This window comes from Pseudomonas sp. zjy_15 (assembly GCF_043101865.1).
GTDB lineage: Bacteria > Pseudomonadota > Gammaproteobacteria > Pseudomonadales > Pseudomonadaceae > Aquipseudomonas > Aquipseudomonas putida_Y.
The window spans coordinates 1-22,679 of the sequence record NZ_JBICII010000134.1; the positions used below are offsets into that span (position 1 = coordinate 1).

The window sequence follows — 22,679 nt, forward strand, 5'->3', positions numbered from 1 at the left end:
TTCACAAGAATTACGCCAGGCTCTTGCTCACCACTTCATACACATCACTGGACAGCTCGCCAGACGCCAGAATGCGCTCCAGCTCACCCTTCATCAGCGCCTGACGCGCATCGTCATACTTGCGCCAGCGGGTCAGCGGCGCCAGTTGCCGCGATGCAATCTGCGGATTCAGCGCATTCAGCTCGATCACCAGGTCCGCCAGGAAGCGATACCCCGAGCCATCGGCAGCATGGAAGTTGACCAGGTTCTGCCCGGCAAAGGCACCGATCAGCGCACGCACCTTGTTCGGGTTCTTCAGGGTGAAGGCCGGGTGCTGCATCAATGCCTTGACCCGCGCCAGCCCGCCCGGCAGCGTGCTGGCCGCCTGCACGCTGAACCATTGGTCCATGACCAGCGGGTTGTCCTTGAAGTGCTCGGCAAACGCTTCCAGCGCTTTCGCGCGCTCGGCCTCGAACGGCGAGTTGACCAGTACCGCCAGCGCGGTAAGGCGCTCGGTCATGTTGTCGCAGTGCTCGAACTGCTCCAGGGTCGCCTCCAGCACCTGTTGCTTGCCACTCTGCATCAGGTACGACAGGGCGATGTTCTGCAGGCTGCGGCGGGCAAAGTGCTCGGCCGAGGCCACATAGGCAGTGCTGCGCGACACTTCGCGGTTGGCCTGGTAACGCGCCCACAGGGTGTCGAACAGGTGCTCGGCGATCTGCTGGCGTGCGAACTCGCGGGCGGCATGGATGGCGTCGACATCGGCCACCTGGCTGATCTCGGTAAGGTACGCCTCACCTGGCAGCGAGAGCATTTCGGCCACCATGGCCGGGTCCAGCGATGCATTGCCCAGCACAGTGCCCAAGGCGGTAATCAGGCGCTGGTCGAGCTTCAGGGCTTCGCCGCGTTGATGCTGGCCGATCAGTTCCTGCAGTACCTGCACCGACAGCTGCTGGCCCGCTTCCCAGCGGTTGAAGCCGTCGCTGTCGTGCTGCATCAGGAACATCAGCTGGTCGCGGCCATACGGGAAGCTCAGCTTCACCGGGGCGCTGAAGCCACGCAGCAGCGACGGCAGCGGCTTGGCCTGGATGCCCTGGAAGGTGAAGGTTTGCTCGGCCTCGGTCACCGACAGCACGCGGCTGGTCCCTTGAGCGGCGTCTTCGCCAGCCAGTTGCAGCGGCAGGTCGTTGCCGGCGGCATCCAGCAGGCCCAGTTCCACCGGGATCACGAACGGCAGTTTCTCGGCCTTGTCCGGGGTCTGCGGGCAGCTCTGGCGGAACGTCAGGCTGTAGGTCTGCGCGGCGTCGTCATACGCTTCGCTGACCTCCAGGCGTGGGGTGCCCGCCTGGCTGTACCAGCGCTTGAACTGGGTGAAGTCGACGCCGTTGGCGTCTTCCATGGCCTTGATGAAGTCGTCGGTGGTTACCGCCTGGCCATCATGACGCTCAAAATACAGGTCGCTGCCTTTACGGAAGCCTTCGCTACCCAACAGGGTACGGACCATGCGCACCACTTCGGCGCCCTTCTCGTACACGGTCAGGGTGTAGAAGTTGGAGATTTCGATGAAGCTTTCCGGGCGCACCGGGTGGGCCATGGGGCCGGCGTCTTCGGCGAACTGGTGGGTGCGCAGGTAGGCCACGTCTTCGATGCGCTTGACCGTGCGCGAGTTCATGTCGGCACTGAACTCGGCATCGCGGAATACCGTGAAGCCTTCCTTCAGCGACAACTGGAACCAGTCACGGCAGGTAACGCGGTTGCCTGACCAGTTGTGGAAGTACTCGTGGGCGACCACGCCTTCGACGCGCTGGTGCGCAGCATCGGTGGCGGTTTCGGCACGGGCCAGCACACAGCTGGAGTTGAAGATGTTCAGGCCCTTGTTTTCCATGGCGCCCATGTTGAAGTCATTGACCGCAACAATCATGAAGATGTCCAGGTCGTACTCGCGACCATAGACTTCTTCGTCCCAGCGCATGGACTTTTTCAGGCTGACCATGGCGTGGTCGCACTTGTCGATGTTCTCGGGCTCGACGTAGATGCGCAGGGTCACATCACGGCCGGACTGACGGGTGAAGCTGTCTTCAACGCACCACAGGTCACCGGCCACCAGAGCGAACAGGTAGGCCGGCTTCATGAACGGGTCTTCCCAGGTCGCCCAGTGGCGGCCATCTTCGGTCGGCCCGCTGCCGATCGGGTTGCCGTTCGACAACAATACCGGGTAGCGATGCTGCTCGGCGATGACCGTGGTGGTGAAGGTGCTCATCACGTCCGGGCGGTCGAGGTAGTAGGTGATCTTGCGGAAGCCCTCGGCCTCGCACTGGGTGCAGAACATCTTGCCCGACTTGTACAGGCCTTCCAGGGCGGTGTTGCTTTCCGGGTGGATCTTCACGCTGGTGTCGAGGGTGAAGCGCTCGGCTTTGGGCTGTACGGTCAGGCTGTCGGCGTCGAGCTGGTAGTCGCCTGGCTGCAGTTCCTGGTCATCCAGCGAGGCGCGCAGCAGTTCCAGCTGCTGGCCATCGAGTTCCAGTGGCGGCAGGCCGGCACCGCGTGCCGGGTTGCGGCGCATGACCAGTTGCGCGTGAACCAGCGTGTGGTCCTCGAACAGCTCGAAGGTCAGGTGCGTCTCGTCGATCAGGTACTCCGGCGCCTGGTAATCCTTGAGGTAGATCACTTGCGGTTGTTCGGTACGCATGTGCAGGTCCTTTTTACTGGAGCACGGCCAACTGGTAGGCCGTGTACTTGCGAATATTGATCACACCGGTGTCGAAGATCAGGTACTGGCCCTTGATGCCCAGCAGCGTGCCCTCGGCCACCGGGTCCTTGTCGAGGTTGAAGCTGACAATCTTCTTGGGGTACGCCTCGACCGGGTAGTTCATCTGCACCACTTCGGCGTCCGGCAGCGGCTGGATCGCCTGCAGGCCGAAGCGCCCCTGCAGCTCGCGCAGGCCGTCGGCGCAGGCTTCGAAGACCTGCTCCCGGATGGCCGGCAGGTCGAGCACCTCGGCATCGCCCTTGAGCAGCGCGCGCCAGTTGGTACGGTCCGGCACCTGGCCGCGCAGCACGTCTTCGACCAGGCCCGATTGCTGCCGGGTGGCCACGCGCATGATCGGCAACGCCTGACTGGCACCCTGGTCGAGCCAGCGGGTGGGCAGCTGGGTGGCACGGGTAATGCCGACCTTGATCCCCGACGAATTGGCCAGGTAGACGACGTGGTCGGTCATGCAGAACTGTTCCCCCCACGACGGCTCCCGGCAGGTGCCGGCGTCGTAGTGGCATTTTTCCGGGGCCATGATGCACACATCGCACTGGGCCAGCTTGGTCATGCACGGGTAGCAGTAACCCTGGCTGAAGCTGGTCTTGGTGCGCTTGCCGCAATGGATGCAATGAATGGCACCGAGGTATTCCAGGCGCAGGCGCTGGCCGATCATGGGGTTGACCGGCACCTGCGTGTCATCCAGGCGGAAGCTGTACTGCACCACCGGTGCCTGCAGGCTGACGGCCATTTTGCTCAACGAGCCACGCGCGAGTTCGATCAATGTACCGAGTCCGACTTGAACAGAATGTTGGCGATGGGCGCGGACTTCGACGCACATTCCTGTGGGCCCATGTAGCCGGTGCGCTGGTCTTCGGGCAGGTTCTTCATCTCCCAGGCGATGACCGCCTGCAGCGACAGCTCTTTCTGCTCGGCCGTGAGCTTGCGGCCGTCGGACCATTTGCCGATTTCCACCGCCAGTTTCAGGCTCTGGTAGATTTCCGGGGTGATGTTTTCAATCATTTGCGCGAAAGTGGACATAGTGTCTCCTGATTCAAGCCGACAGTTTACGCCGGGCCAGCGCCCCACCCAAGAGCCCGGTCAGGCATCCGATGAGCAGCCCGCCGACGTGGGCGGCATTGGCGATCTGGCCAAGGCCGAGGGTGCCGACCACGCCGGTCAGGCACACCACCAGCCAGATCAGCATCATCACCAGCACGCCCTTGGGCAGGTTGAAGTAACGGTCGGGCGCCAGCCACTGGTACAACCAGATGTGCCCGAGCAGGCCGTACAGCACGCCGGACAGGCCGCCAAACAGGCTCGGCCCGCTGGTGTAGTGCTGGGCCAGGTTGGACACCAGGCTGAACAGCAGGGTCAGGCACAGCAACGCCCACGGGCCCTGGCGCAGTTCGATGCGTTTGCCCAGCTCCCAGTACCACAGGCTGTTCATGGCCAGGTGCAGCACACCGAAATGCAGCAGCATGGGCGACACCAGTCGCCACCACTGACCTTGGTCGAGGGTTTGCGCCAGCGAGGTGAAGTACAGGTAGTCGCCCTGGACACGGAAGTCGAGGAAGGTGAACCAGCTGATGGTGGTGATGTTGTCACCAAGCCCCGTAAGGCCGGCGACGATGAAGCACAGCAGCAGGGTGAGGGTGGTGATTTTGCAGGCCTTGGCCTGGGCTGCCAGAGAAGGCTGTGTGGGGGCATTCGCGGGTGAAACCGCCCCTACAGGGTCGGCGCTGGCCGGCAGGTCGGCGTTGCCGTCGGGGTAGCGCTGGTAGAGCTGCAGCACATCTTCGGCCAAGGTGTCGGGGGCCCAGAGGACCTGGGCATCACCCTCCTCGCTGACCCGGTGCGGCACCTGCAGGCGCTGCAACAGCTGGACGAAGCCGCTGAGGTCGACCGACAGCGGCAGGCGCATCACTTCGATTATGTTCATTGGTTGGCCTGTGGGCGGTCAACGTCGACCCAAACGAACTTGTGTGGGTCGATGCGGGTTTCATCATCCAGCCGGTAGGCGACCAGCTTGCCGTAGAGCACGGCGCTGTAGTCCAGGCAGGCCAGGTTGGCGCGGATTGGCGCCGGGCGGCCGCTGCGCCAGTAATGACCGACGAACAGCATCGGCTGGTCTTCGTCATATCGCAGCAAGGCGTTCTTCTGGCTGTGGCTGAGCGGGGTACTGGCCACTTCTTCGGGCAAGGCATCGGGCTGGAACACGATGTCACCGTAGGTTTTCGGGTCTTCTTCCCAGAACTTGGTGCGGAAGAACGCGCGGGTCAGGCCGTCGCCGCCGGTCAGCGTCAGTCCGTCCGGCAGGCGCATGTCGGTACCGCGCAACAGGCGGTTGCACACCGTGTCGGCAAAACTGCCACTCACGGCCGAGGCCTGGATGAAGTGTTCATCGATGCGTCCGTCGGGGTATTGCTGGCGCAGCGGCTCGATCAGCCGCGGGTCCCAGCAGGCGTGCACCAGACGGAAACGGCCGGCGTCAACGAACAGCGGCAGCTGGTAGAACCAGTTGACGAAATCGTGCCAGTCGCCAGGGTGCTGGGCAAACTGGGTCAGGGTTTCGTCAATCAGCCGGGCATGCCGCGGCGTGTGTTCGCGTACATAGGCCTTGCCGCTGCCAGGCAGTGCCGGGGTGACCCAGCCCAGGGCGTTGTATTCGTGGTTGCCCATGATGCAGAACGCCTGGCCGGCTTCGACCATGTCGTGGACGATGTACAGCGCCTCACGAATGCGTGGCCCGCGGTCGACGATATCGCCAAGGAACAGCACCTGACGTCGCGGGTGGCGCCACACGCCGGCCACGCGCTTGTATCCGAGGGCGTCGAGCAGGCGTTCAAGGGTCAGCGCACAGCCGTGCACGTCGCCGATGATGTCAAAACTTCGCGCCGGATCGAGCATCAGTCGTCACTGCTCCCCAGGCGGCTGCCCCAACCCAGCTTGGTGCGGCAGACCTCGTAGTAATTGTGGTCCAGCGGGTGGATCAGGCGCAGTTTCTGCGGCTTCTTGCTGACCGTGATGGTGTCGCCGGGGGCACAGGTGAAGTGGTTCTGGCCGTCACAGGACACCTGCGGGTAGATCTGCAGGTCCTTGGACACCACGATCTTCAGCTCGCTGTTGCCGTCGACCACGATCGGCCGGCCCGACAAGGTGTGCGGGTACATCGGCACGATGACGATGGCATCGAGCTTGGGGTGCATGATCGGGCCACCGGCCGACAGCGCATAGGCGGTGGAGCCGGTGGGGGTGGCGACGATCAGGCCATCGGCCTTCTGGCTGCAGACGAACTGGCCATCGATGTAGATCTCGAACTCGATCATGCGCGTGGACTTGCCCGGGTGCAGCACCACGTCGTTCAGTGCATCGCCCTGGCCGATGGCCTCGTGGTGGCGACGCACCTCGGCCTGCAGCAGAAAGCGGTTTTCCACCAGGTAGTGGCCATCGAGCACTTCGGCGACCTTCTGCTCCAGCTCGTCAGGGCGGATGTCGGTGAGAAAACCCAGGTTGCCACGGTTGATACCCAGCACCGGAATGTTGTGCCGGGCCAGGGCGCGGGCTGCGCCCAGCAGGCTGCCGTCGCCGCCGACCACGATGACCAGGTCGCAGACCTCGCCCAGCAGCTTGCGGGTGGACGTTTGCAAGCCATGGCCGGGCAGCACTTCGGCAATGGTGTCCTCGAGGATCACGTGCAGGTGGCGATCGAGGAGGAATTTTTTAAGTCGGCGAATGGTGTCGAGCACCTGCGAGCTGCCAAGGCGACCGATGATACCGATATTGCGAAATTGCTCCATGGGGCTCCTGCAAGGCTTTGCGGCGGGTGACGATGCGCCGATTATGGGCGAAACCACCGGGCAGCGGCAAACCGGCTATGCTCGCAGGATGACGCCATTCGCCCAGCTCCACGACCTGCCCCGACAATTGCAGCGCGCCACCGTGCGTGACCTGGCATGGACCCTGTTGTCACCGCCCCTGCTCAGCGACCCGCCCTGCCCCCAGCGACACCCGCTGGCGGGCAGCCAGTGGGCGCAGCAGCCGCAACGCCTTGAACAATGGTTGCGGGCCCTGGATGCCGATGACCGACCGTTGCGCGCGTGGCTGGCGCAATTGGGCAGCCGGCGCCTGGGGCATTACTACGAACGCCTGTGGCAGTTTGCCCTGGGCCAGGCGCCAGGCATCGAGCTGCTGGCCGCCAACCTGGCGATTCGCGATGGCGGGCGCACCCTGGGCGAGCTCGACGTGGTGCTGCGCGACCGCGACGGCGTGCACCACCTGGAACTGGCGATCAAGCTGTACCTGGGCCCGGAAGACGCCGGGCACGACCCGCATGCCTGGCTGGGGCCTGGTTGCCATGATCGGCTGGGGACCAAGCTTGCACACCTGGCAGGGCACCAGTTGCCCATGTCCAAGGGGGCGCAGAGCCGCGAGATGCTGGCCAAGCTGGGGATTGAGCAGGTACAGGCACATGTGTGGCTGGGCGGCTATCTTTTCTACCCGTGGCCGGGCCATGCCAAGCCACCCACCGGCGCCAACCCGCAGCATTTGCACGGGCGCTGGGTGCGACGGCAGGACTGGGTGCTGGCTGAAGGTGAACGGTGGCAGCCGCTGCAACGGCATGCCTGGCTGGCACCTGCGCGGTTCGAGGCAGGCGAATGCTGGCTGGCGGAGCAGTTTGCAGCCTGGTTGCATATGCTGGAGCAGCAGGCACCGGCGCAGTTGCTGGTGCTACTGGAGCAGGAGTCCGATGGCGCCTGGCAGGAGGTGGAGCGGGTGTTTCTAGTGGCTGATGACTGGCCGTATCTGCCCGGTAACTGATGTCGCCTGGTCCGGCGCCTTCGCGGGCACGCCCGCTCCCACAGGTACTGCACAGTCTTTGAAGCCTGTGCAGTACCTGGACTGCCCCCCAAGGGGTGGATTGGTGTCCAACTTCTTGGGGCAGTCCATACCTGTGGGAGCGGGCGTGCCCGCGAAGGGGCCGGTGGCTGGCAACACAATTTTCACAGACCCAGCGCAAAGATTCGTTTCTGGTAACCATTACAATGGTTCCTGAGCGCCAGCAAGAGCGCCATTCCGACCTGATGACGAGGACCGATCATGGTTTCATCCAACCCCGCGACCCATTACGCGCGCCTGTCCATCGCCCTGCATTGGCTGATGCTGGTGTTGCTGGCCGCTGTCTATGCCCTTATCGAACTGCGTGGCCTGTTCCCCAAGGACAGCGTCGAACGCAACCTGATGAAGGACCTGCACTTCATGCTGGGGCTGAGCGTGTTCGTGCTGGTCTGGCTGCGTCTGGCCATGCGCCTGAGCCGCCCGACTCCGCCCATCGTGCCAAAACCACCAGCCTGGCAGACCGGCCTGGCGCACCTGATGCACCTGGCGCTTTACCTGCTGATGATCGGCTTGCCGCTGGCCGGCTGGCTGATTCTCAGCGCCGCTGACAAACCGGTACCGTTCTTCGGCCTGGAGCTGCCACATCTGATCGGCCCGAACCCGGACCAGGCCAAATTCATCAAAGGCTGGCATGAGCGTATCGGCAGCTGGGGCTACTGGCTGATCGGCCTGCATGCACTGGCCGGGCTTTATCACCACTATGTGCAGCGCGACAACACGCTGTTGCGCATGCTGCCCTACAAGTAACCGCGTCGGCCCTGCAGGCCACCCGTGTGCACGAAGATCAGGCGGCTGCCAGGCTTGAACAGCCCGGCGGCAACCTGATCTCGCAAGGCCAGCAGAGCCTTGCCGGTATAGAGGGCTTCGAGCGGCACGCCAGTGCGCTGCTCGCAGTCAGCGATGAAAGTCAGTAGCTCATCGTCGAATTTTCCGAAACCGCCACGGCAGGCGTCGTGTAGCTGGTAGCCGTGCGTGCCGGCCAGTGCTGCCACCGTCTCTGGCACCCCATGATCCCTGGGCACTGCCAGCGCACCATGTACGGCATGTGCACCCGCCTCGGCCAGTACAAGGCCGGCCAAGGTAGTCCCCGTTCCGGCAGCCAGCCACCAGGCGTCATGGTCTGACCAGCCCAATCCCGCGATCTGCGCGCGCGCCTGCTGCATGATCAGTGCGCAGCCCTGCGCACCGGCCAGCCCGCCGCCCCCTTCGGGGATGCAGTGCCAGCCTGGATAGCGCGCTTGCCAAGGTTCCCAGAAGCCGGGTTCGTTGCGTGCACGGTAGCCGCCGTAGCCTAGCCAATGCAGTTCCATGCCCAGCGCCTGCAGGTCACGCACGGTTGGCGTGTCCTGGGCATGGCCGCGTAACAGGCCGACGGTGGCGAAGCCGAAACGCTTGCCGGCAGCGGCCAAGGCGTGCAGATGGTTGGAATAGTTGCCGCCGAGGCTGATCAGGCCCGGGGCATTGCTGGCGCCGGCCTGTTGAAGGTGGTGGCGTAGTTTGAACCACTTGTTGCCGCTGATCAGTGGGTCGATCAGGTCCAGGCGCAGAATGGCGGCCTGGACCTGGGCTTGATTCAGCCAGGGCAAGTCCAGAAATTGCAGCGGGGCTTGGGGGAGGTCGAATACATGCATGGATCGCAGTTTACAGGGTAATCCCGCAAGCGCTTGTAATCGATGAACTCGCCCCGCCAGGGCATTACAGTGCCAGGGTGGACGCGCATCAGTGGTTCGACACAGGCATCGACGGCCCGGTACAGACCGCCGTAGGAGCGGGTTCACCCGCGAAAGGGCCGGGCCTGCTGGCCAATCTCCACCCGCCGTTCACCGTTGCCGCATCGAATTCGCGGGCATGCCCGCTCCCTCCGTTTACCGTGCAGGTATCGGGCTCACGCAGCCCCGACGCCCTCAGAGTTCGGCCGCCAAGCGCGAGCCTTGGTTGATCGCCCGTTTGGCATCCAGCTCGGCCGCCACATCCGCGCCGCCGATCAGGTGCACCGACTGCCCCGCCGCCGCCAGCCCTTCCTGCAGCTCGCGCAGCGGATCTTGCCCGGCACAGATCACCACGTTATCCACCGCCAGCACCTGCGGCTCGCCGCCGTCCACACGAATGTGCAAGCCAGCATCGTCGATACCCAGGTACTCGACGCTGTTGAGCATCTGCACCCCTTTGTTTTTCAACCCGGTGCGGTGAATCCAGCCAGTCGTCTTGCCGAGCCCGTCACCCACCTTGGATTTCTTGCGCTGCAGCAGGTACACCTGCCGTGCCGGGGCGTGCGGCTCGGCCTTGATCCCGGCCACGCCACCTCGCGCCTGAAGATGGGTATCGATGCCCCACTCTTTCCAGAATGCCCCTCGATCCTGACTGGTGGCCACGCCCTGATGCACCAGGTACTCGGACACATCGAAGCCGATACCTCCCGCGCCAATCACGGCCACCGACTTGCCCACCGGCTTGCGCTCGAGCAGCACGTCCAGGTAGCTGAGCACCTTGGCATGCTCCACGCCCGCAATGGCCGGGGTACGCGGGGCGATGCCGGTAGCCAGGATGATTTCATCAAAGCCGCCCCCCACCAGTGCTTGCACATCGACGCGGGTATTCAGGCGCAGGTCGACACCTGTGCTGTTGACCTTGTTGCGGAAGTAACGCAGCGTTTCAAAGAATTCTTCCTTGCCCGGCACCCGCTTGGCCACGTTGAACTGGCCACCGATTTCGCTGGCGGCGTCAAACAGGGTCACCGCGTGGCCCCGCTCAGCCGCCACGGTGGCCGCCGCCAGGCCAGCCGGGCCGGCGCCGACCACGGCAATGCGCTTCACCGCACGTACAGGCAGGTAGTTGAGTTCGGTCTCGTGGCAGGCCCGCGGGTTGACCAGGCAACTGGTCAGTTTGCCGCCGAAGGTGTGGTCCAGGCAGGCCTGGTTGCAGCCGATGCAGGTGTTGATTTCATCCGCGCGACCGGCAGCGGCCTTGTTGACGAAGTCAGGGTCGGCGAGAAACGGTCGGGCCATCGAGACCATGTCGGCATCGCCCTCGGCCAGCACCGCCTCGGCCACTTCCGGGGTGTTGATGCGATTGGTGGTGATCAGCGGAATGCTCACCACGCCGCGCAACTTGGCGGTGACTTTGCTGAAGGCCGCACGCGGCACTTTGGTGGCGATGGTCGGAATGCGCGCCTCGTGCCAACCGATTCCGGTGTTGATCAAGGTAGCGCCGGCCTGCTCGATGGCCTTGGCCAGCAGCTCGATCTCGTCCCAGGTGCTGCCACCCTCGACCAGGTCGAGCATCGACAGGCGGAAGATGATGATGAAATTCGGGCCAACCGCGTCACGCACCCGGCTGACGATTTCCACTGCCAGGCGCATGCGGTTTTCATAACTGCCACCCCAGCGGTCGGTGCGATGGTTGGTGTGCGCGGCCAGGAACTGGTTGATGAAGTAACCTTCCGACCCCATGATCTCGACACCGTCGTAACCGGCACGCTGGGCCAGCACGGCACAATTGACGAAATCGGCAATTTGCTTCTCGATTCCCTCCTCGTCCAGCGCCTTGGGCTTGAACGGGTTGATCGGCGCCTGGATCGCGCTAGGAGCCACCTGTCGTGGGCTGTAGGCGTAGCGCCCGGCATGCAGGATCTGCAGGCAGATCTTGCCACCAGCGGCGTGCACCGCCTCGGTGACGATGCGGTGCTTGTCGGCCTCTTCCTCGGTGCTGAGCTTTGCCGCACCGGAATACACCCCGCCTTCATCATTGGGCGCAATGCCGCCAGTGACCATCAGGCCAACGCCACCGCGGGCGCGCTCGGCAAAGTATGCAGCCATGCGCTCGAAACCGCCGGGGCGCTCTTCGAGGCCGGTGTGCATCGAGCCCATCAGGGTGCGGTTGCGCAAGGTGGTAAAGCCCAGGTCCAGCGGGGCAAGCAGGTGCGGGTAGCGGTCGGCGGCCATGGAAATGTCCCCTGATGGCGTGATCACGGAATGCGGGCACCTCACTGGGTGGCGGGCCCCGTCGTTTGTCTGCCTGCGACATTAAACAGCCGTTTGAATTGCCTCAATGATCAAAACTGACAAGTTAATGATCGTGATGAACAGCAGAGGCAGCGACTGTCGGGAAGGCTCCAGAACTTCAGCGCTATAAGGTTCGCCTGGCTTGATCGCCAAACAGTCTCCCCGCGCATTTGCCAGACAACGCGGCTCTGCCAGACTCTTCAAGCACGTTTGATCATCCACCCATGGAACGTGGCGCCTACTCAGTGCGCCCGGAGGGTTCGCTCATGCTGACAAAAGGATGGGACACCATCAGCATCGTTCGCCAAGAGAGCGTGAACAGTGACTTGGCAGCCAGCTGGAACAGCCTCGACCACGAATTTTCCTATACCTCGGATGAAGGCTACGCCTGCCACGGGGTGTTCGACTGCTGGTCGGTCGTCAACGGTGGCGGCGGTCGCTTGCTGCGCCTGCGCATGCCTATACGCTCAGGCTTTTTCGAGGCCAGTGGCACCAGCCGCTCGCTGGCTAGCGCGGTTGCCATCATCGAGGTCACCCTGTCGCTGTTGCCACAAGGCGACGGCCAGATGCAGTTGAAGTCGGCCTTCCTGCGCAAGGCCGGAGCCACTCAACCCCTGCAGGACAACGAAGGTGGCTGGCTACGCGGCATCACCCTGCAAGACCCCGACGGCTCGCTAGGCCCTTTCGCCACCGTGGTGCTGGACTGTATCTGCAACTACCTGGTCGAGCATCCCCTACAGTTCACCCACACCTTCGCGACCATCAACTTCAGCAAAGCCACCGCCCCGGAATGGGCCAGACCACGCAAATGCACCTATGCCTACCTCGATTCGGGTTTCCTGGCGATCATGGCCGTATGTACCGAGCGCGACATCAGTGAGCTGCCACTGGATATCGATGTGTCAGGCATCAGCCAGGGTGGGCAGTCGAGCTACGTGCTGTCTCCACGCCTGGTACTGGAGCACCTGGTACTGCCCGGGCTGCTTCAGCTTTACCAGGGCGCCACGGCGCAGGACTACCGCGTCGACAATACGCAAATGGTCAACATACCGACCTTGCGCATGAAGGCCATCAAATCAGGGGCGATCTGGTACACCCCCGTTGTCTTCGCCGGCTGCAACCCTGCACGAATGCTCGGTGACTTCATCACCGTCGACTATCAGGGCGACTGCGACCTGCACGCAGGCATCGACATGAAGTGGAACGGCTGGCTGAGGATGAAGCTGGTGCTCGATGGCAACACCATCACCTTCGTCAAGCAGTCGTCCGACTTCAGAAAGGAAGTGCATATTCCCTGGTACCTGGCCTGGCTCTCGCCCATCGTCAGCCTGATCACCCACATCGTCACTGCTGTGATCTCCGACGACCTGATCAATGCCATCGCCGCGCGTGGCGGTTCGGTCAAGGCCGACACCATCGATTGCGTGTCCTGGAGCAACGACACGCATACCGCTTCGTCGAGCTACCTCGCCGAGGCCCTTGTCATCAACTACGTGTGACCCCACCACCACAAGGAGCCGTATCATGAGCAATGAAAGCAAGGTCATGCTGGCCGGGTTTGCCCAGCCCATCTCGCTGCGCCTCGATCACCTCAATGAAACCGCGCGCCAGACCCTGCGCGAATCGCCGCTGTACCGCAACGCGGCGCTTGTACACAGTTCCGAAGACACCTTGCGCTCCGCGCAGTTACTGACCAATGCCGGAACGCTGGCCAGTACGGTCACGACCAATGGCTGGGATACCGTGAGCATCTGCCGGGTCTCTGCGCTCAACCAGCGCATCGCCCTGGAAAAAACCTACCCTGCCAACATCGACGCCGGGGTCGACAGCTTCTCGCTCAAGGCCGACTTCGACGCCTGGTCGATTACCACCGGCGGCGACGGACGCAATGTCAAGGTACGCATCCCCTTCGGCTCAGGCACATACAAAGGCCTGAATGGCAAAACCTACCAGGTCCAGGGGATGTCCGCGGATGTCTATGTCAAGCTCAGTTACTTCCCGGCGCCTAATCCAGTATCAGCTTCAGACGGCACGTACGAACTGCAAGTCAACACCCAGGCGACGGACCCGGATGACCCGATCGCTGCGGTGATTGCCCTGAGGGACCCGAACAACGTCTTGAGCGGCATTGACCAGAGCGTGATGCGCGGCGTACTCGAAGACTGGCTGAACCAGCCCGAGAACCTGAAGAAGTTCGACACCCTGTTCAGTACCGTACTGATCAACAACATGGGCAAGGAAAGCGAGGAATTCAAATGGCTGCGGGCCACCTCCATGAGCTATGCCTATACCGACAAGAACAGTGAGGAAAGCAGCATCTTCGGGGTGCTGGCCATGACCAACGAGCGTGACTCCACCGGGTTGCCGAACCAGTTGCCTGCCGTGATGCTGGCGGCGGACAATAATGCCAACTTCCTCATCAGCCGGGAGATCTTCGTCAAGTACCAACTGCTGGCGGCATTGCCGTTCATCTTCGAAGGCACCACCGAAGCCAACTTCACCCTGGATGCAGCGGGCACATCCATCACTGCCAACGACCTGAAGCTCGACAGCGTCAAGTTTGGTGCCATCACCTATCATCCCGTGGCTGAAAAGTTCGATATCAACTTCGACGAGTCCTATATCCGTACCGAATGCAAGGTACGCACCGACATCTCACCCGGTATCGTGGCCTATACCCGCATCGTCACCAAGCAGACGCTACAACTGGGCGTCAACGACAAGGGCGAACAGGTGATGATATATGCCATGGTCGGAGACCCGGATGTCCAAAACACGACAGACATCGCCACCTGGGTGGTCGTCACCGAAGCCATCCTAGGCGCGATTGCCGCCGTGGCCACCGCGGTGGCTGGTGGTGTGGGCGGCAAGGTGATGGCATTGATCGTCGGCATCATCGCAGCGTTGGTGGTGGCCATTGTCAGCATCGTCATCCACGTGATCATCGAACGCGTGGTGGCGGGTGGGGTAACCAACAACATTCCGTCCATAGCGCCCATGGTCAAAGTGGCGGCGAACCAGGTCAAATGGCCATTCAGTGAACCCGATGCCTTTGTCCTGACCGACATCACCTACTCGGGGGCACTGATATTCGGTGGCTCGCTCAAGTTGCTCGAGAAGTTCTGTATCCAGGACAAACGCCTCGCCCTGGCGACGCTGGCCGCCTGACCTTGCCAACACAACCCCGGGCCCCGACGCCCGGGGTTCGTTGCACGCCCATCGCCATTCCTTTGGTATGATCAAAAGTCGATTGTGCATGGATCAATGCAGTGCGCTGCTCAGACCGATCAAAAGGCTCGAGATTGCGGCTTCATCGCTCCGCCTGGCCACTCCACTTTTAGCGAATACCCACGCTTGATGCGAAAACTCCTGGCAAGCGCCCTGGCGCTGGTGATGATCGCCGCCGTCTGCGGCTACGGTTTCTGGACCCAACAGCGCCCGGAAGGCCACTACCTGTCCGACCTGCGCATCGAACTGGCGCTTAACCATGGCGTGCCGGGCGAGCACGGCAACCTGCTTGGTATCGAGCCGCTGCTGTACCCGGGCGACTATCAGAACCTGCAACGCCTGCACCGCAAGCTCGCCGCTTATCTGGAGCAAGCCCGTGCCCAGGGGCTGGTGGGCCCGCGCACCGTGGTGGTGCTGCCGGAACATATCGGTACCTGGCTGTGGGCGCGTGGCGAGAAGAACGAGCTGTACCAGGTCAGCCACAGCCGCGAGGCCCTGCAATGGCTGGAGCTGAGCAACCCGCTTCGCTATGGCCTCGCGGTTCTTGGCGCTGACGGCGACGACTGGCGTGCCGATGCGCACTTGCGCATGAAGGCCGAGCAGATGGCCATGGACTACCAGCAACTGTTCGGCAGCCTGGCCAAGGAATTTGGCGTCACCCTGGTGGCCGGCTCGATCGTGCTGCCCGAACCCTTTGTGAAACAGGGCGTGCTGCATGCCGGCCGTGGTCCACTGTTCAACAGCAGCGTGGTGTTTGCAGGCGATGGCTCGCTGTTGGGCCAGCCGCAGCGCCAGCAATTTCCCGACAGTGAAATGCGCCGCTACGTCCACGAAGGCCGCCAGCACCCGCTTCAGGTGGTGCAGACGCCGGCCGGTCGCTTGGGGGTACTGGTAGGCAGCGACAGCTGGTACCCGGACAACCACCGACAACTGACTGAACAAGCCGTACAACTGGTCGCCAACCCGGCGTTTCTCAGTGGCAAGGGCAGCTGGCAAGCCCCCTGGCGGGGAAATCGCCACCAGGATGCCAGCGCCGGGCTGGCCTTGCAGCGCGGCGAAGTCAGTGCACAGACGGCCTGGCAATGCCTGACCGAAGTGGCCGGAACCGGCATCAGTAGCATGAGCGTGTTCATGCGCGGACAGTTCTGGGAACAGGGCAGCAGTGGCCAGGGCTTTGCCCGCCAGTCGGGAGCGCTGCTCGCCGGCACCCCAAGCCCAGGCGCCCGTCTGCTGAATGTGTGGCTGTAAGCCCATGGCCCGCCCCCGTGTGCGCCTGGGCGAACTGTCGGTTGGTTTTGTCCAGCCTTTGAGCGAAGCCCTGCGCGAGCTGGGCCACGACCCTGAACCATTGCTGCGCCGCTACGGCCTGGACGCTACACGCCTGAGCGAGGCCGGCGCACGCCTGTCCATCCCCCGCTACATGCACCTGGGCCACGCCGCCATTGAAATGAGCGGTGAGGCCGCTTTAGGCCTGCGTATGGGGCGCCTGAGCCGACTGGCGCATACAGGTCTGGCCGGGGTCACTGCGGCCCAGGCCCCCAACCTGGGTGAAGCCGCGCGCACCCTGCTGCGTTTCGAGCCGCTTTACGCGGCCAACTACCGCGGCCATTCCAGCTTTCAGGAAGATGACCAGGGCGCCTGGCTGCGTTTCTACTCCATCAGCCCCTACAACGACTACAACCGCTTCGTGGTCGACTCACTGCTGGCCGGTTGGCTGGCCCAGTTAACCGACCTTGCCGGCACCCCGGTGCAAGCCGAACGCCTGGACATCGAGTTTGCCGCGCCCTCCTATGCTGCGCGCTATCAACCGCTCTGCAGCACACCTGTGCAGTTCGCCGCCGACGGCAATCAGCTGCGCCTGAGCCGCGCCACCTTGCAACTGGCCAACCCCGGGCATTGCCCGAGTACCTGGCAGCACCTGTTGCAGCTGTGCGAAGCAGAGTTGCTGCAGCGCACGCGGGTGCGCAGCCTGGGTGAGCGCATTACTCACCTGCTGGGCCCGCTGCTCAATGGCGGCCGTGAACCGGATCTGGAAGAAGTGGCGCAGCAACTGCAACTGCCAAGCTGGACCTTGCGCCGCAAGCTCGCCGAGGAAGGCACGCGTTTTCGCGACCTGCTCAACGAAACCCGGCGCGACCTGGCCGAGACCTACATCCGTGACACGGCGCTGGCCTTTGGCGAGATTGCCTATCTGTTGGGGTTTGCTTCGGCCGAGGCCTTCCAGCGCGCATTCAAGCGCTGGACGGGCCTCACGCCGGGGGAGTTCCGCCGTAGCCAGCGGCAGCCGGGCTAGAGTTCGGTGGCGTCGTCGGCCGGTTCCGGGGTGTCCAGTTCGTAAGCCTGGGTTTCGAGTAGTTCTTCCTGGTATTCATCCATTGCCCTGCGTCCTCTTTGCTCATTTTGCCTTTGTAGGTATCACCTTCAGCCTAAGCAGGTGGGATGAAGGGATGATGACAAGCTTATGATCCGGTACTTAGGCTCTGTACCATTTCCAGAGTAGACGGTTCTGAGGCGGTGGAGAAAGCAGCACCAGCCCATCATTGAACGCATTCCACCAAAAGTGGCAAAGCCAACCGATGTTCAACTGTCAGGTACGCCATGCTTCAACTACGCGCTTCGTCAGAAAGTCCGGACTGGCCATCCGCGATGGCCAGATTCTGAAACAGGATAGATGTTCACGTTAAAGTTGTGTGGCCCCTCAGCGAGTCAAGCCGGGGCGCTCAGTCCTTGCTTGCGTAGACCCGGTCGGCAAACCTGGAAATCGCATCAGCCATTTCCTTCGGTCGCTCAGGAGCCAACGCATGACCCGCGCCGGCAATTACCTGATGTTCAACGCGATCACCCAACATGGATTTGAGGATATCGGGAATTACCACGGCGTCCTTTTCAGCCTGAAGGTCCAGAATGGGCACTGTGTTTCCGGCAGACCAGTAACTTTCAACGGGCGTGGTATCCCGGGCGTGATCCTGAGCCACATGGGTTTTGTCATACCAGCCAGTCAGCCAAGCCCGCGCATCATTACCAGGGGCGAAGAATGCCAGTTCAAGGTACTTGAGACGCTGAGCTTCAGGCAAAGCATAATTCCCCGCGCCCTTGATGGCCTCAACCATCCTGCCGTAGGGCTTCTCCGACGATCCCGGAGGCAACTTGCCAATAGAGGCGGCAGCCAATACAACGCCTTTCACAAGATCTGGGCGATCAACCGCCAGGACCCGGGCTGGCTGACTTCCCCAGGCGTGACCGACGACAATTGCAGGCCCGGTGTGTGCTTTGTCCATCACCAGCGCAACATCGGCAGCAAAGTCGTGCAACGTCGGCGTGTCCATGGGAGCCTGGCTTCCATTGACACCCCGCGGCTCAGGTCGAATGACGCGGTAGCCATCATCAGCCAAGTAACTGGCTACCTGATCGTAGTCGTGAGCGCCACGGCCCTTGGACGGCAGGATGACGATGGTTTTTCCAGAGCCCTGGACCAACGCCTCAATGTGGACATCGCCCTTGCTGGCAGTCAGGACGGATACGTCATTCCTGGCGTGGGCAAACTGGCTAGCCAAGCAAAAACCTAACAGCGTCAGTGAAGTCGCAAAGTATGTAGAACGCATGGTCTATACCTCTTGTTTTTATCTGAGATGCGGAGGCGGATACCTTCCTCGCTGACAGCAGACTATGCATTTAACAAACCTTGACAAATACCATGTATCGATAGCTACTCATGAATATTGAGCATGGCTCTTTTTCAGGGTGCCTTGACGGTGAAATACCCGTTCGGGCACTAGGCTCTGTACGAAAAGTCTTGAGACGCAGGTCAGGCAAGGCGAAAACAGCCGAGGAAGCGGAGTGTACTGGAGTACATGAGCATTCCGAGGCTGTTTTCAACGCAGCATGAACAAGTATCAAGGCTTTTCGTACAGAGCCTAGAGGTCTGATACCGAGCGTGCACAGGTCCGAACACGTCTTTCACTGCGCCAGCCAGTGGGTTGCCTCTTTCCAGGCACCCGCCGTAACCAATTCCTCCAGGGCCTCTAGCAAGATTTTTTCATAGCTCAAGGCCAGACGAGAGCTGCGTCGCTCGCGTAGTCTGGTCAATGAGACGGTTGAACGGATACCAGGCCTTTCAATTGCGTGACCTACCAACGCACGACTGTTCATGTCGTCTTGAACAGCCGCATGCGCGAGAATCGAGTAGCCAAGCCCCTCAGCGACCAGCCGCTTTGTCAGGCTAACGCTATCTACCTCAAGCACGACATTCAGACGGACTGCGTTTTGCGCGGCGACCTGCTCCACCAGGCGACGGTTGCTATGCGGCAACCCTGGCAAAATCAAAGGAAAATCGCCAAGCGCAGTCAGGCGAACGTTACGCGAAACCTCGCCGGGTGGGCCAACCAGCACCATCCGCTCGCTGAACAATGGCCGTACGTCAAATGCCTCGACCAAGGGTTGGTTGTAAACAACCGCCACATCGATGCGGCCCTCCAGCAACCATTCCTGAAGCGATGTGCTGAGGCCTTCGAGCGCGTGCAGCGACGCCTTTGGCCATCGCTCCTTGAATTTACGAATCAGTTGAGGGCCGACAATCGATCCAATCGCCGGGGGTAGGCCTATCGCCAGATGTCCCCGCTCCTCATCCGCTGTGTTGCGCACATGGTCTGCCGTGTCTTCCATATAACGCAGCATGACTTCTGCGCGCTCCAGCAAACGAGAGCCTGCTGCCGTCAGTTCCACACCTCTCCCATGCCGAGTGAAAAGCTCGACCTGCAGTTGCTCCTCCAGCTTTGCAATCTGTCGACTGAGCGCCGGCTGGGCGATGAATAACTCCCTCGCAGCACGGCTGAATCCGCCGCATTGGGCAACCTTGACGAAGGAACGAAGCTCACGGATATCCACCTTTCACCCCATGCTTAACTGGCATAGCTTTTTATCAAAATAAGGTTTTTGCACCGGTTATGACAGATCTCTATGCTCACTTCCAATAGCTATGCCAGTGGAAATGGCCATCCCGGCATGCGAACCACAAGAACAATGACGCCCATTCCGTGGGCGAGGAATTACCATGAACCAGTTGAAGAAACTCCACGTTCAAGTGCTGATAGCACTTGTCGCTGCCGTCATCCTCGGTTTCGCCGCGCCCACCTGGGCCACTGCCATGAAACCGCTCGGCCAAGCCTTCATCGCCCTTTTGAAAATGATGCTGGCTCCCATCGTCTTCGTGACGCTGGTGCATGGCCTCACCCACGTTCAAGACATGCGTAAGCTCGGCCGACTTGGGGTGAAATCGCTTCTCTATTTCGAGGTCATCAGCACCATCGCGATGCTCGTAGGCTTCGTATTGGTGAACGTCATCGAGCCAGGCGTAGGTCTGCATGCAACCGGGATGAATGAGTCCTCGGCCGCCATCAAGGCTACAGCCGCAGCAGGTGAAGTCTCGGTCATCACCTATCTGCTCAGCTTGATCCCGCACACCCTTGTAGATGCCTTCGCCAAAGGCGACATCATCCAGGTCCTGCTGATCTCAGTCTTGGCCGGTATCGCTATCAATCGTACGTGCGGTCCTGAGTCCGTAGCCGTGCGTGCAATTGACGAGGCTCAAACCATCCTCTTCAAGATGCTCAGCTTCATCATGAAGCTGGCCCCCCTTGGCGCATTCGGCGCCATGGCCGCCGCTATCGGTAGCTACGGTGGCGACACCCTGCTCTATCTTCTCAAGCTCATCGCCGTCTACTACGCCGCCTCGCTCCTGTTCGTATTCGGTGTGCTCGGTACCATCAGCTGGTCGGTTGGCTTGCCATTCATGACCGTGCTGCGGTTGATCCGCGACGAGATCCTGCTCGTCTTCGGCACTGCGTCCGGCGAGGTCGCTTTCCCGCGCCTTATCGAGAAACTGAAGCGCACAGGCTGTGATGAAGTCGTCGTTGGTTTCGTACTACCGGCCGGTTACAGCTTCAACCTGGACGGCACCGCCATCTACATGGCGATCGCCATCGGTTTCATTGCACAGGCAACGGACACGCCGTTCTCGCTGTGGCAACAAGCCGGCCTGCTGGCAATTCTTAGTATTACCTCCAAAGGCGGTACCACCGTCGCAGGTGGTGCGTTCATCAAGCTGGCTGCCACCCTGCAATCCGTTCAGACCCTGCCTCTTAGCGGCCTGGGCCTTCTTTTCGGTATCGATCGAATCATGGCCACCGCCACTGCACTGACCAACATCGTCGGCAACACGATCGCCGTATTCGCCATTGCCCGCTGGGAAGGCGCGTTTGACCCAGAGGCATTCGAACGTGAAACGGGTCGTGCACCTGGCCGCAGCCTGCTGCGCCCATCGGCTGTCAGTGCAGCTCAAGTCGTGGCGCCGGATACCGCCTCCAAGGGCCAGTCTCACGCTCAATCGCAAACTCAGCACTCGTAACAGGAATGGCCATGAATCGCTTGCCTCCCATCGATCCGCAACAACTGAATGATGCACAGCGCGTTGTCTTCGACCGCATTGCAAACGGTCCAAGGAAAGGCGTACGTGGCCCACTGGCCATCTGGCTCCATCGGCCAGAACTGGCTGAGTGCGCCCAGGCGCTTGGACGCTACTGCCGCTATGACAGCTGCCTGGAGCCACGCCTTTCCGAATTGGCGATCCTGCTGATGGGACGTCACTGGCTTGCGGAATATGAGTGGGCGGCACACAAGCCCTTCGCCTTCGAAGCAGGGCTGGCACTGGAGATCATCGACGCAATCCGCGACGGTGAAGAACCGAACTTCAACAAAGCCGATGAAGCATTGGTGTATCGCTTCATTCGTGAGCTCCACGATAGCCGCAGTGTTAGCGACGGCCTCTACAAAGAGTTCACCGAGCTGCTGGGCAACGATGCCGCCGTGGATCTCGTTGGCATTGCCGGCTACTACACGCTTATTTCCATGACCATCAAGGTATTCGAAGTGCCACCACCGGCTGGCATTGCGCCCGAATTGCCTACCACGTTGAATTGAGGATTACCCATGACTGAAGTTATTCCCACCAGCGATCGCTTGAAAGGCAAGGTCGCGATTGTCACCGGCGCAGGTTGTGTGGGTGCCGGCTGGGGTAATGGCCGTGCTGTAGCTGTACTGTTTGCCCTTGCCGGTGCCAAGGTTTTCGCAGTCGATCGCGACCTCGGGGCCATGGAGGAAACACTGGGTCGGATTCGTGAAGCCGGTGGTGACGTCACCCCGTATGCCTGCGACGTCACTGACAGCGCAGCAGTGTCTGCCATGGTAGAGGCTTGCAAGAGAGCCTACGGCACTGTCGATATCCTGGTGAACAACGTCGGCGGCTCGGCTGCGGGTGGTGCAGTAGCGCTGCCAGAGGACAAGTTCGACGCTCAGATCGCCCTGAATCTCAAAAGTGTGTATCTGACCTGCAAACACGTTATCCCGGTAATGGAAGCTCAAGGCAGCGGTTCGATCATCAACACTGCTTCGACTTCGGGTATCCGCTTCACCGGTTCTGCGCAAGTTGCCTACGCCGCGAGCAAAGCCGGTGTCATCCAGTTGGGCCGTGTGACTGCCGTTGAGTACGCAGCCAAAGGTATTCGCGTCAATACCGTGGTACCCGGCCAGCTTCACACCCCTATGGTCGAGGTCCGTCTCGCAGGGCAGCGTACCGGCGGCGACGTCGACAAACTGCTCGACTCCCGCTTGGCTCGCATCCCACTGGGCTTCATGGGCGATGGTCGTGATACCGCTTACGCAGCACTGTACCTGGCCAGTGATGAGTCGCGTTTCGTGACAGGTACCGAAATCGTCGTCGACGGCGGCATGACTGTCCGCTGCGGCTGATCTCAAAAGGGGCCGACCAG

The 22,679-nt window shown here is 61.7% G+C and carries 19 protein-coding genes; 9 read left to right on the forward strand and 10 right to left on the reverse strand.

Annotated elements, in window-relative coordinates; all coding sequences use genetic code 11:
- Positions 1 to 10 precede the first annotated feature (10 nt).
- From pepN to ACF8EF_RS24745, 6 genes are read right to left on the reverse strand one after another with little or no spacing between them, the layout of a single operon-like run.
- Positions 11 to 2,668, reverse strand: a complete 2,658-nt coding sequence (pepN, locus tag ACF8EF_RS24720) for an aminopeptidase N (protein WP_176684487.1) — start codon at positions 2,666 to 2,668, stop codon at positions 11 to 13.
- A 13-nt stretch (positions 2,669 to 2,681) separates the two neighbouring features.
- Positions 2,682 to 3,512: a DUF2797 domain-containing protein gene (locus ACF8EF_RS24725; protein ID WP_392461005.1), complete on the reverse strand. Its 831-nt coding sequence runs from the start codon at positions 3,510 to 3,512 to the stop codon at positions 2,682 to 2,684.
- Entirely contained in the window at positions 3,509 to 3,769 is a 261-nt protein-coding gene (locus ACF8EF_RS24730) for a YeaC family protein (RefSeq protein ID WP_003247224.1), read from the reverse strand. The genes ACF8EF_RS24725 and ACF8EF_RS24730 overlap by 4 nt, the downstream gene beginning before the upstream one ends.
- Before the next feature lie 13 nt (positions 3,770 to 3,782).
- Positions 3,783 to 4,670, reverse strand: coding sequence for a rhomboid family intramembrane serine protease (locus ACF8EF_RS24735; protein ID WP_176684489.1), 888 nt, complete (start codon positions 4,668 to 4,670; stop codon positions 3,783 to 3,785).
- Positions 4,667 to 5,638, reverse strand: a complete 972-nt coding sequence (locus ACF8EF_RS24740; RefSeq protein WP_176684490.1) for a metallophosphoesterase — start codon at positions 5,636 to 5,638, stop codon at positions 4,667 to 4,669. The genes ACF8EF_RS24735 and ACF8EF_RS24740 overlap by 4 nt, the downstream gene beginning before the upstream one ends.
- Positions 5,638 to 6,528 carry an NAD(+) kinase gene (locus ACF8EF_RS24745; protein ID WP_003247220.1) on the reverse strand — a complete coding sequence of 297 codons (891 nt, stop codon included), beginning with the start codon at positions 6,526 to 6,528 and terminating at the stop codon, positions 5,638 to 5,640. The genes ACF8EF_RS24740 and ACF8EF_RS24745 overlap by 1 nt, the downstream gene beginning before the upstream one ends.
- On the opposite strand from ACF8EF_RS24745, the gene ACF8EF_RS24750 reads away from it, so the two are divergent.
- Together ACF8EF_RS24750 and ACF8EF_RS24755 are read left to right on the forward strand one after the other, a co-directional pair.
- Positions 6,527 to 7,549, forward strand: a complete 1,023-nt coding sequence (locus tag ACF8EF_RS24750) for a DUF1853 family protein (protein WP_392461006.1) — start codon at positions 6,527 to 6,529, stop codon at positions 7,547 to 7,549. The two genes, ACF8EF_RS24745 and ACF8EF_RS24750, sit on opposite strands and share 2 nt — an antisense overlap.
- A 279-nt stretch (positions 7,550 to 7,828) precedes the next feature.
- Positions 7,829 to 8,374: a cytochrome b gene (locus ACF8EF_RS24755; RefSeq protein WP_176684492.1), complete on the forward strand. Its 546-nt coding sequence runs from the start codon at positions 7,829 to 7,831 to the stop codon at positions 8,372 to 8,374.
- Here ACF8EF_RS24755 and ACF8EF_RS24760 read toward each other — a convergent pair.
- Together ACF8EF_RS24760 and ACF8EF_RS24765 are read right to left on the reverse strand one after the other, a co-directional pair.
- Complete coding sequence (locus ACF8EF_RS24760) at positions 8,365 to 9,258, reverse strand: 1-aminocyclopropane-1-carboxylate deaminase/D-cysteine desulfhydrase (protein ID WP_392461007.1); 894 nt, start codon at positions 9,256 to 9,258, stop codon at positions 8,365 to 8,367. The two genes, ACF8EF_RS24755 and ACF8EF_RS24760, sit on opposite strands and share 10 nt — an antisense overlap.
- Positions 9,259 to 9,531: 273 nt before the next feature.
- A complete protein-coding gene (locus tag ACF8EF_RS24765; protein ID WP_176684494.1) occupies positions 9,532 to 11,568 on the reverse strand; it encodes an NADPH-dependent 2,4-dienoyl-CoA reductase in 2,037 nt (678 codons plus the stop codon).
- Between the two features lie 326 nt (positions 11,569 to 11,894).
- Between ACF8EF_RS24765 and ACF8EF_RS24770 the strand changes: the two genes are divergently transcribed.
- The 4 genes from ACF8EF_RS24770 to ACF8EF_RS24785 all read left to right on the forward strand — a co-directional run bounded on the left by ACF8EF_RS24770 (position 11,895) and on the right by ACF8EF_RS24785 (position 17,149).
- Positions 11,895 to 13,127, forward strand: a complete 1,233-nt coding sequence (locus ACF8EF_RS24770) for a TULIP family P47-like protein (protein ID WP_245354941.1) — start codon at positions 11,895 to 11,897, stop codon at positions 13,125 to 13,127.
- 25 nt (positions 13,128 to 13,152) lie between these two features.
- On the forward strand, positions 13,153 to 14,796 hold the full coding sequence (locus tag ACF8EF_RS24775; protein WP_392461008.1) for a TULIP family P47-like protein: 1,644 nt from the start codon (positions 13,153 to 13,155) through the stop codon (positions 14,794 to 14,796).
- 189 nt (positions 14,797 to 14,985) lie between these two features.
- Positions 14,986 to 16,104 (forward strand): carbon-nitrogen hydrolase family protein, encoded by a 1,119-nt coding sequence (locus ACF8EF_RS24780; protein ID WP_339444511.1) that lies wholly within the window; start codon positions 14,986 to 14,988, stop codon positions 16,102 to 16,104.
- Positions 16,105 to 16,108: 4 nt separating this feature from the next.
- Positions 16,109 to 17,149 (forward strand): AraC family transcriptional regulator, encoded by a 1,041-nt coding sequence (locus ACF8EF_RS24785; protein WP_392488471.1) that lies wholly within the window; start codon positions 16,109 to 16,111, stop codon positions 17,147 to 17,149.
- 427 nt (positions 17,150 to 17,576) lie between these two features.
- Here the strand turns inward: ACF8EF_RS24785 and ACF8EF_RS24790 are convergent, their stop codons facing one another.
- On the reverse strand, positions 17,577 to 18,458 hold the full coding sequence (locus tag ACF8EF_RS24790) for an alpha/beta fold hydrolase (protein ID WP_176684498.1): 882 nt from the start codon (positions 18,456 to 18,458) through the stop codon (positions 17,577 to 17,579).
- A 355-nt stretch (positions 18,459 to 18,813) separates the two neighbouring features.
- Positions 18,814 to 19,740 (reverse strand): LysR substrate-binding domain-containing protein, encoded by a 927-nt coding sequence (locus tag ACF8EF_RS24795; RefSeq protein WP_176684499.1) that lies wholly within the window; start codon positions 19,738 to 19,740, stop codon positions 18,814 to 18,816.
- A 166-nt stretch (positions 19,741 to 19,906) separates the two neighbouring features.
- On the opposite strand from ACF8EF_RS24795, the gene ACF8EF_RS24800 reads away from it, so the two are divergent.
- From ACF8EF_RS24800 to ACF8EF_RS24810, 3 genes are read left to right on the forward strand one after another with little or no spacing between them, the layout of a single operon-like run.
- Positions 19,907 to 21,259 carry a cation:dicarboxylate symporter family transporter gene (locus ACF8EF_RS24800; protein WP_392461011.1) on the forward strand — a complete coding sequence of 451 codons (1,353 nt, stop codon included), beginning with the start codon at positions 19,907 to 19,909 and terminating at the stop codon, positions 21,257 to 21,259.
- Positions 21,260 to 21,270: 11 nt separating this feature from the next.
- Positions 21,271 to 21,831, forward strand: coding sequence for a carboxymuconolactone decarboxylase family protein (locus tag ACF8EF_RS24805; RefSeq protein ID WP_392461012.1), 561 nt, complete (start codon positions 21,271 to 21,273; stop codon positions 21,829 to 21,831).
- A gap of 9 nt (positions 21,832 to 21,840) precedes the next feature.
- On the forward strand, positions 21,841 to 22,659 hold the full coding sequence (locus tag ACF8EF_RS24810) for an SDR family NAD(P)-dependent oxidoreductase (RefSeq protein ID WP_392461013.1): 819 nt from the start codon (positions 21,841 to 21,843) through the stop codon (positions 22,657 to 22,659).
- Positions 22,660 to 22,679 lie beyond the last annotated feature (20 nt).

Coding starts and splice junctions, on each gene's coding strand:
- pepN (WP_176684487.1), bottom strand. CDS start 2,668: ATGCGTACCGAACAACCGCAAGTGATCTACCTCAAGGATTACCAGGCG.
- ACF8EF_RS24730 (WP_003247224.1), bottom strand. CDS start 3,769: ATGTCCACTTTCGCGCAAATGATTGAAAACATCACCCCGGAAATCTAC.
- ACF8EF_RS24735 (WP_176684489.1), bottom strand. CDS start 4,670: ATGAACATAATCGAAGTGATGCGCCTGCCGCTGTCGGTCGACCTCAGC.
- ACF8EF_RS24740 (WP_176684490.1), bottom strand. CDS start 5,638: ATGCTCGATCCGGCGCGAAGTTTTGACATCATCGGCGACGTGCACGGC.
- ACF8EF_RS24750 (WP_392461006.1), top strand. CDS start 6,527: ATGGGGCTCCTGCAAGGCTTTGCGGCGGGTGACGATGCGCCGATTATG.
- ACF8EF_RS24745 (WP_003247220.1), bottom strand. CDS start 6,528: ATGGAGCAATTTCGCAATATCGGTATCATCGGTCGCCTTGGCAGCTCG.
- ACF8EF_RS24755 (WP_176684492.1), top strand. CDS start 7,829: ATGGTTTCATCCAACCCCGCGACCCATTACGCGCGCCTGTCCATCGCC.
- ACF8EF_RS24760 (WP_392461007.1), bottom strand. CDS start 9,258: ATGCATGTATTCGACCTCCCCCAAGCCCCGCTGCAATTTCTGGACTTG.
- ACF8EF_RS24765 (WP_176684494.1), bottom strand. CDS start 11,568: ATGGCCGCCGACCGCTACCCGCACCTGCTTGCCCCGCTGGACCTGGGC.
- ACF8EF_RS24770 (WP_245354941.1), top strand. CDS start 11,895: ATGCTGACAAAAGGATGGGACACCATCAGCATCGTTCGCCAAGAGAGC.
- ACF8EF_RS24775 (WP_392461008.1), top strand. CDS start 13,153: ATGAGCAATGAAAGCAAGGTCATGCTGGCCGGGTTTGCCCAGCCCATC.
- ACF8EF_RS24780 (WP_339444511.1), top strand. CDS start 14,986: ATGCGAAAACTCCTGGCAAGCGCCCTGGCGCTGGTGATGATCGCCGCC.
- ACF8EF_RS24785 (WP_392488471.1), top strand. CDS start 16,109: ATGGCCCGCCCCCGTGTGCGCCTGGGCGAACTGTCGGTTGGTTTTGTC.
- ACF8EF_RS24790 (WP_176684498.1), bottom strand. CDS start 18,458: ATGCGTTCTACATACTTTGCGACTTCACTGACGCTGTTAGGTTTTTGC.
- ACF8EF_RS24800 (WP_392461011.1), top strand. CDS start 19,907: ATGAACCAGTTGAAGAAACTCCACGTTCAAGTGCTGATAGCACTTGTC.
- ACF8EF_RS24805 (WP_392461012.1), top strand. CDS start 21,271: ATGAATCGCTTGCCTCCCATCGATCCGCAACAACTGAATGATGCACAG.
- ACF8EF_RS24810 (WP_392461013.1), top strand. CDS start 21,841: ATGACTGAAGTTATTCCCACCAGCGATCGCTTGAAAGGCAAGGTCGCG.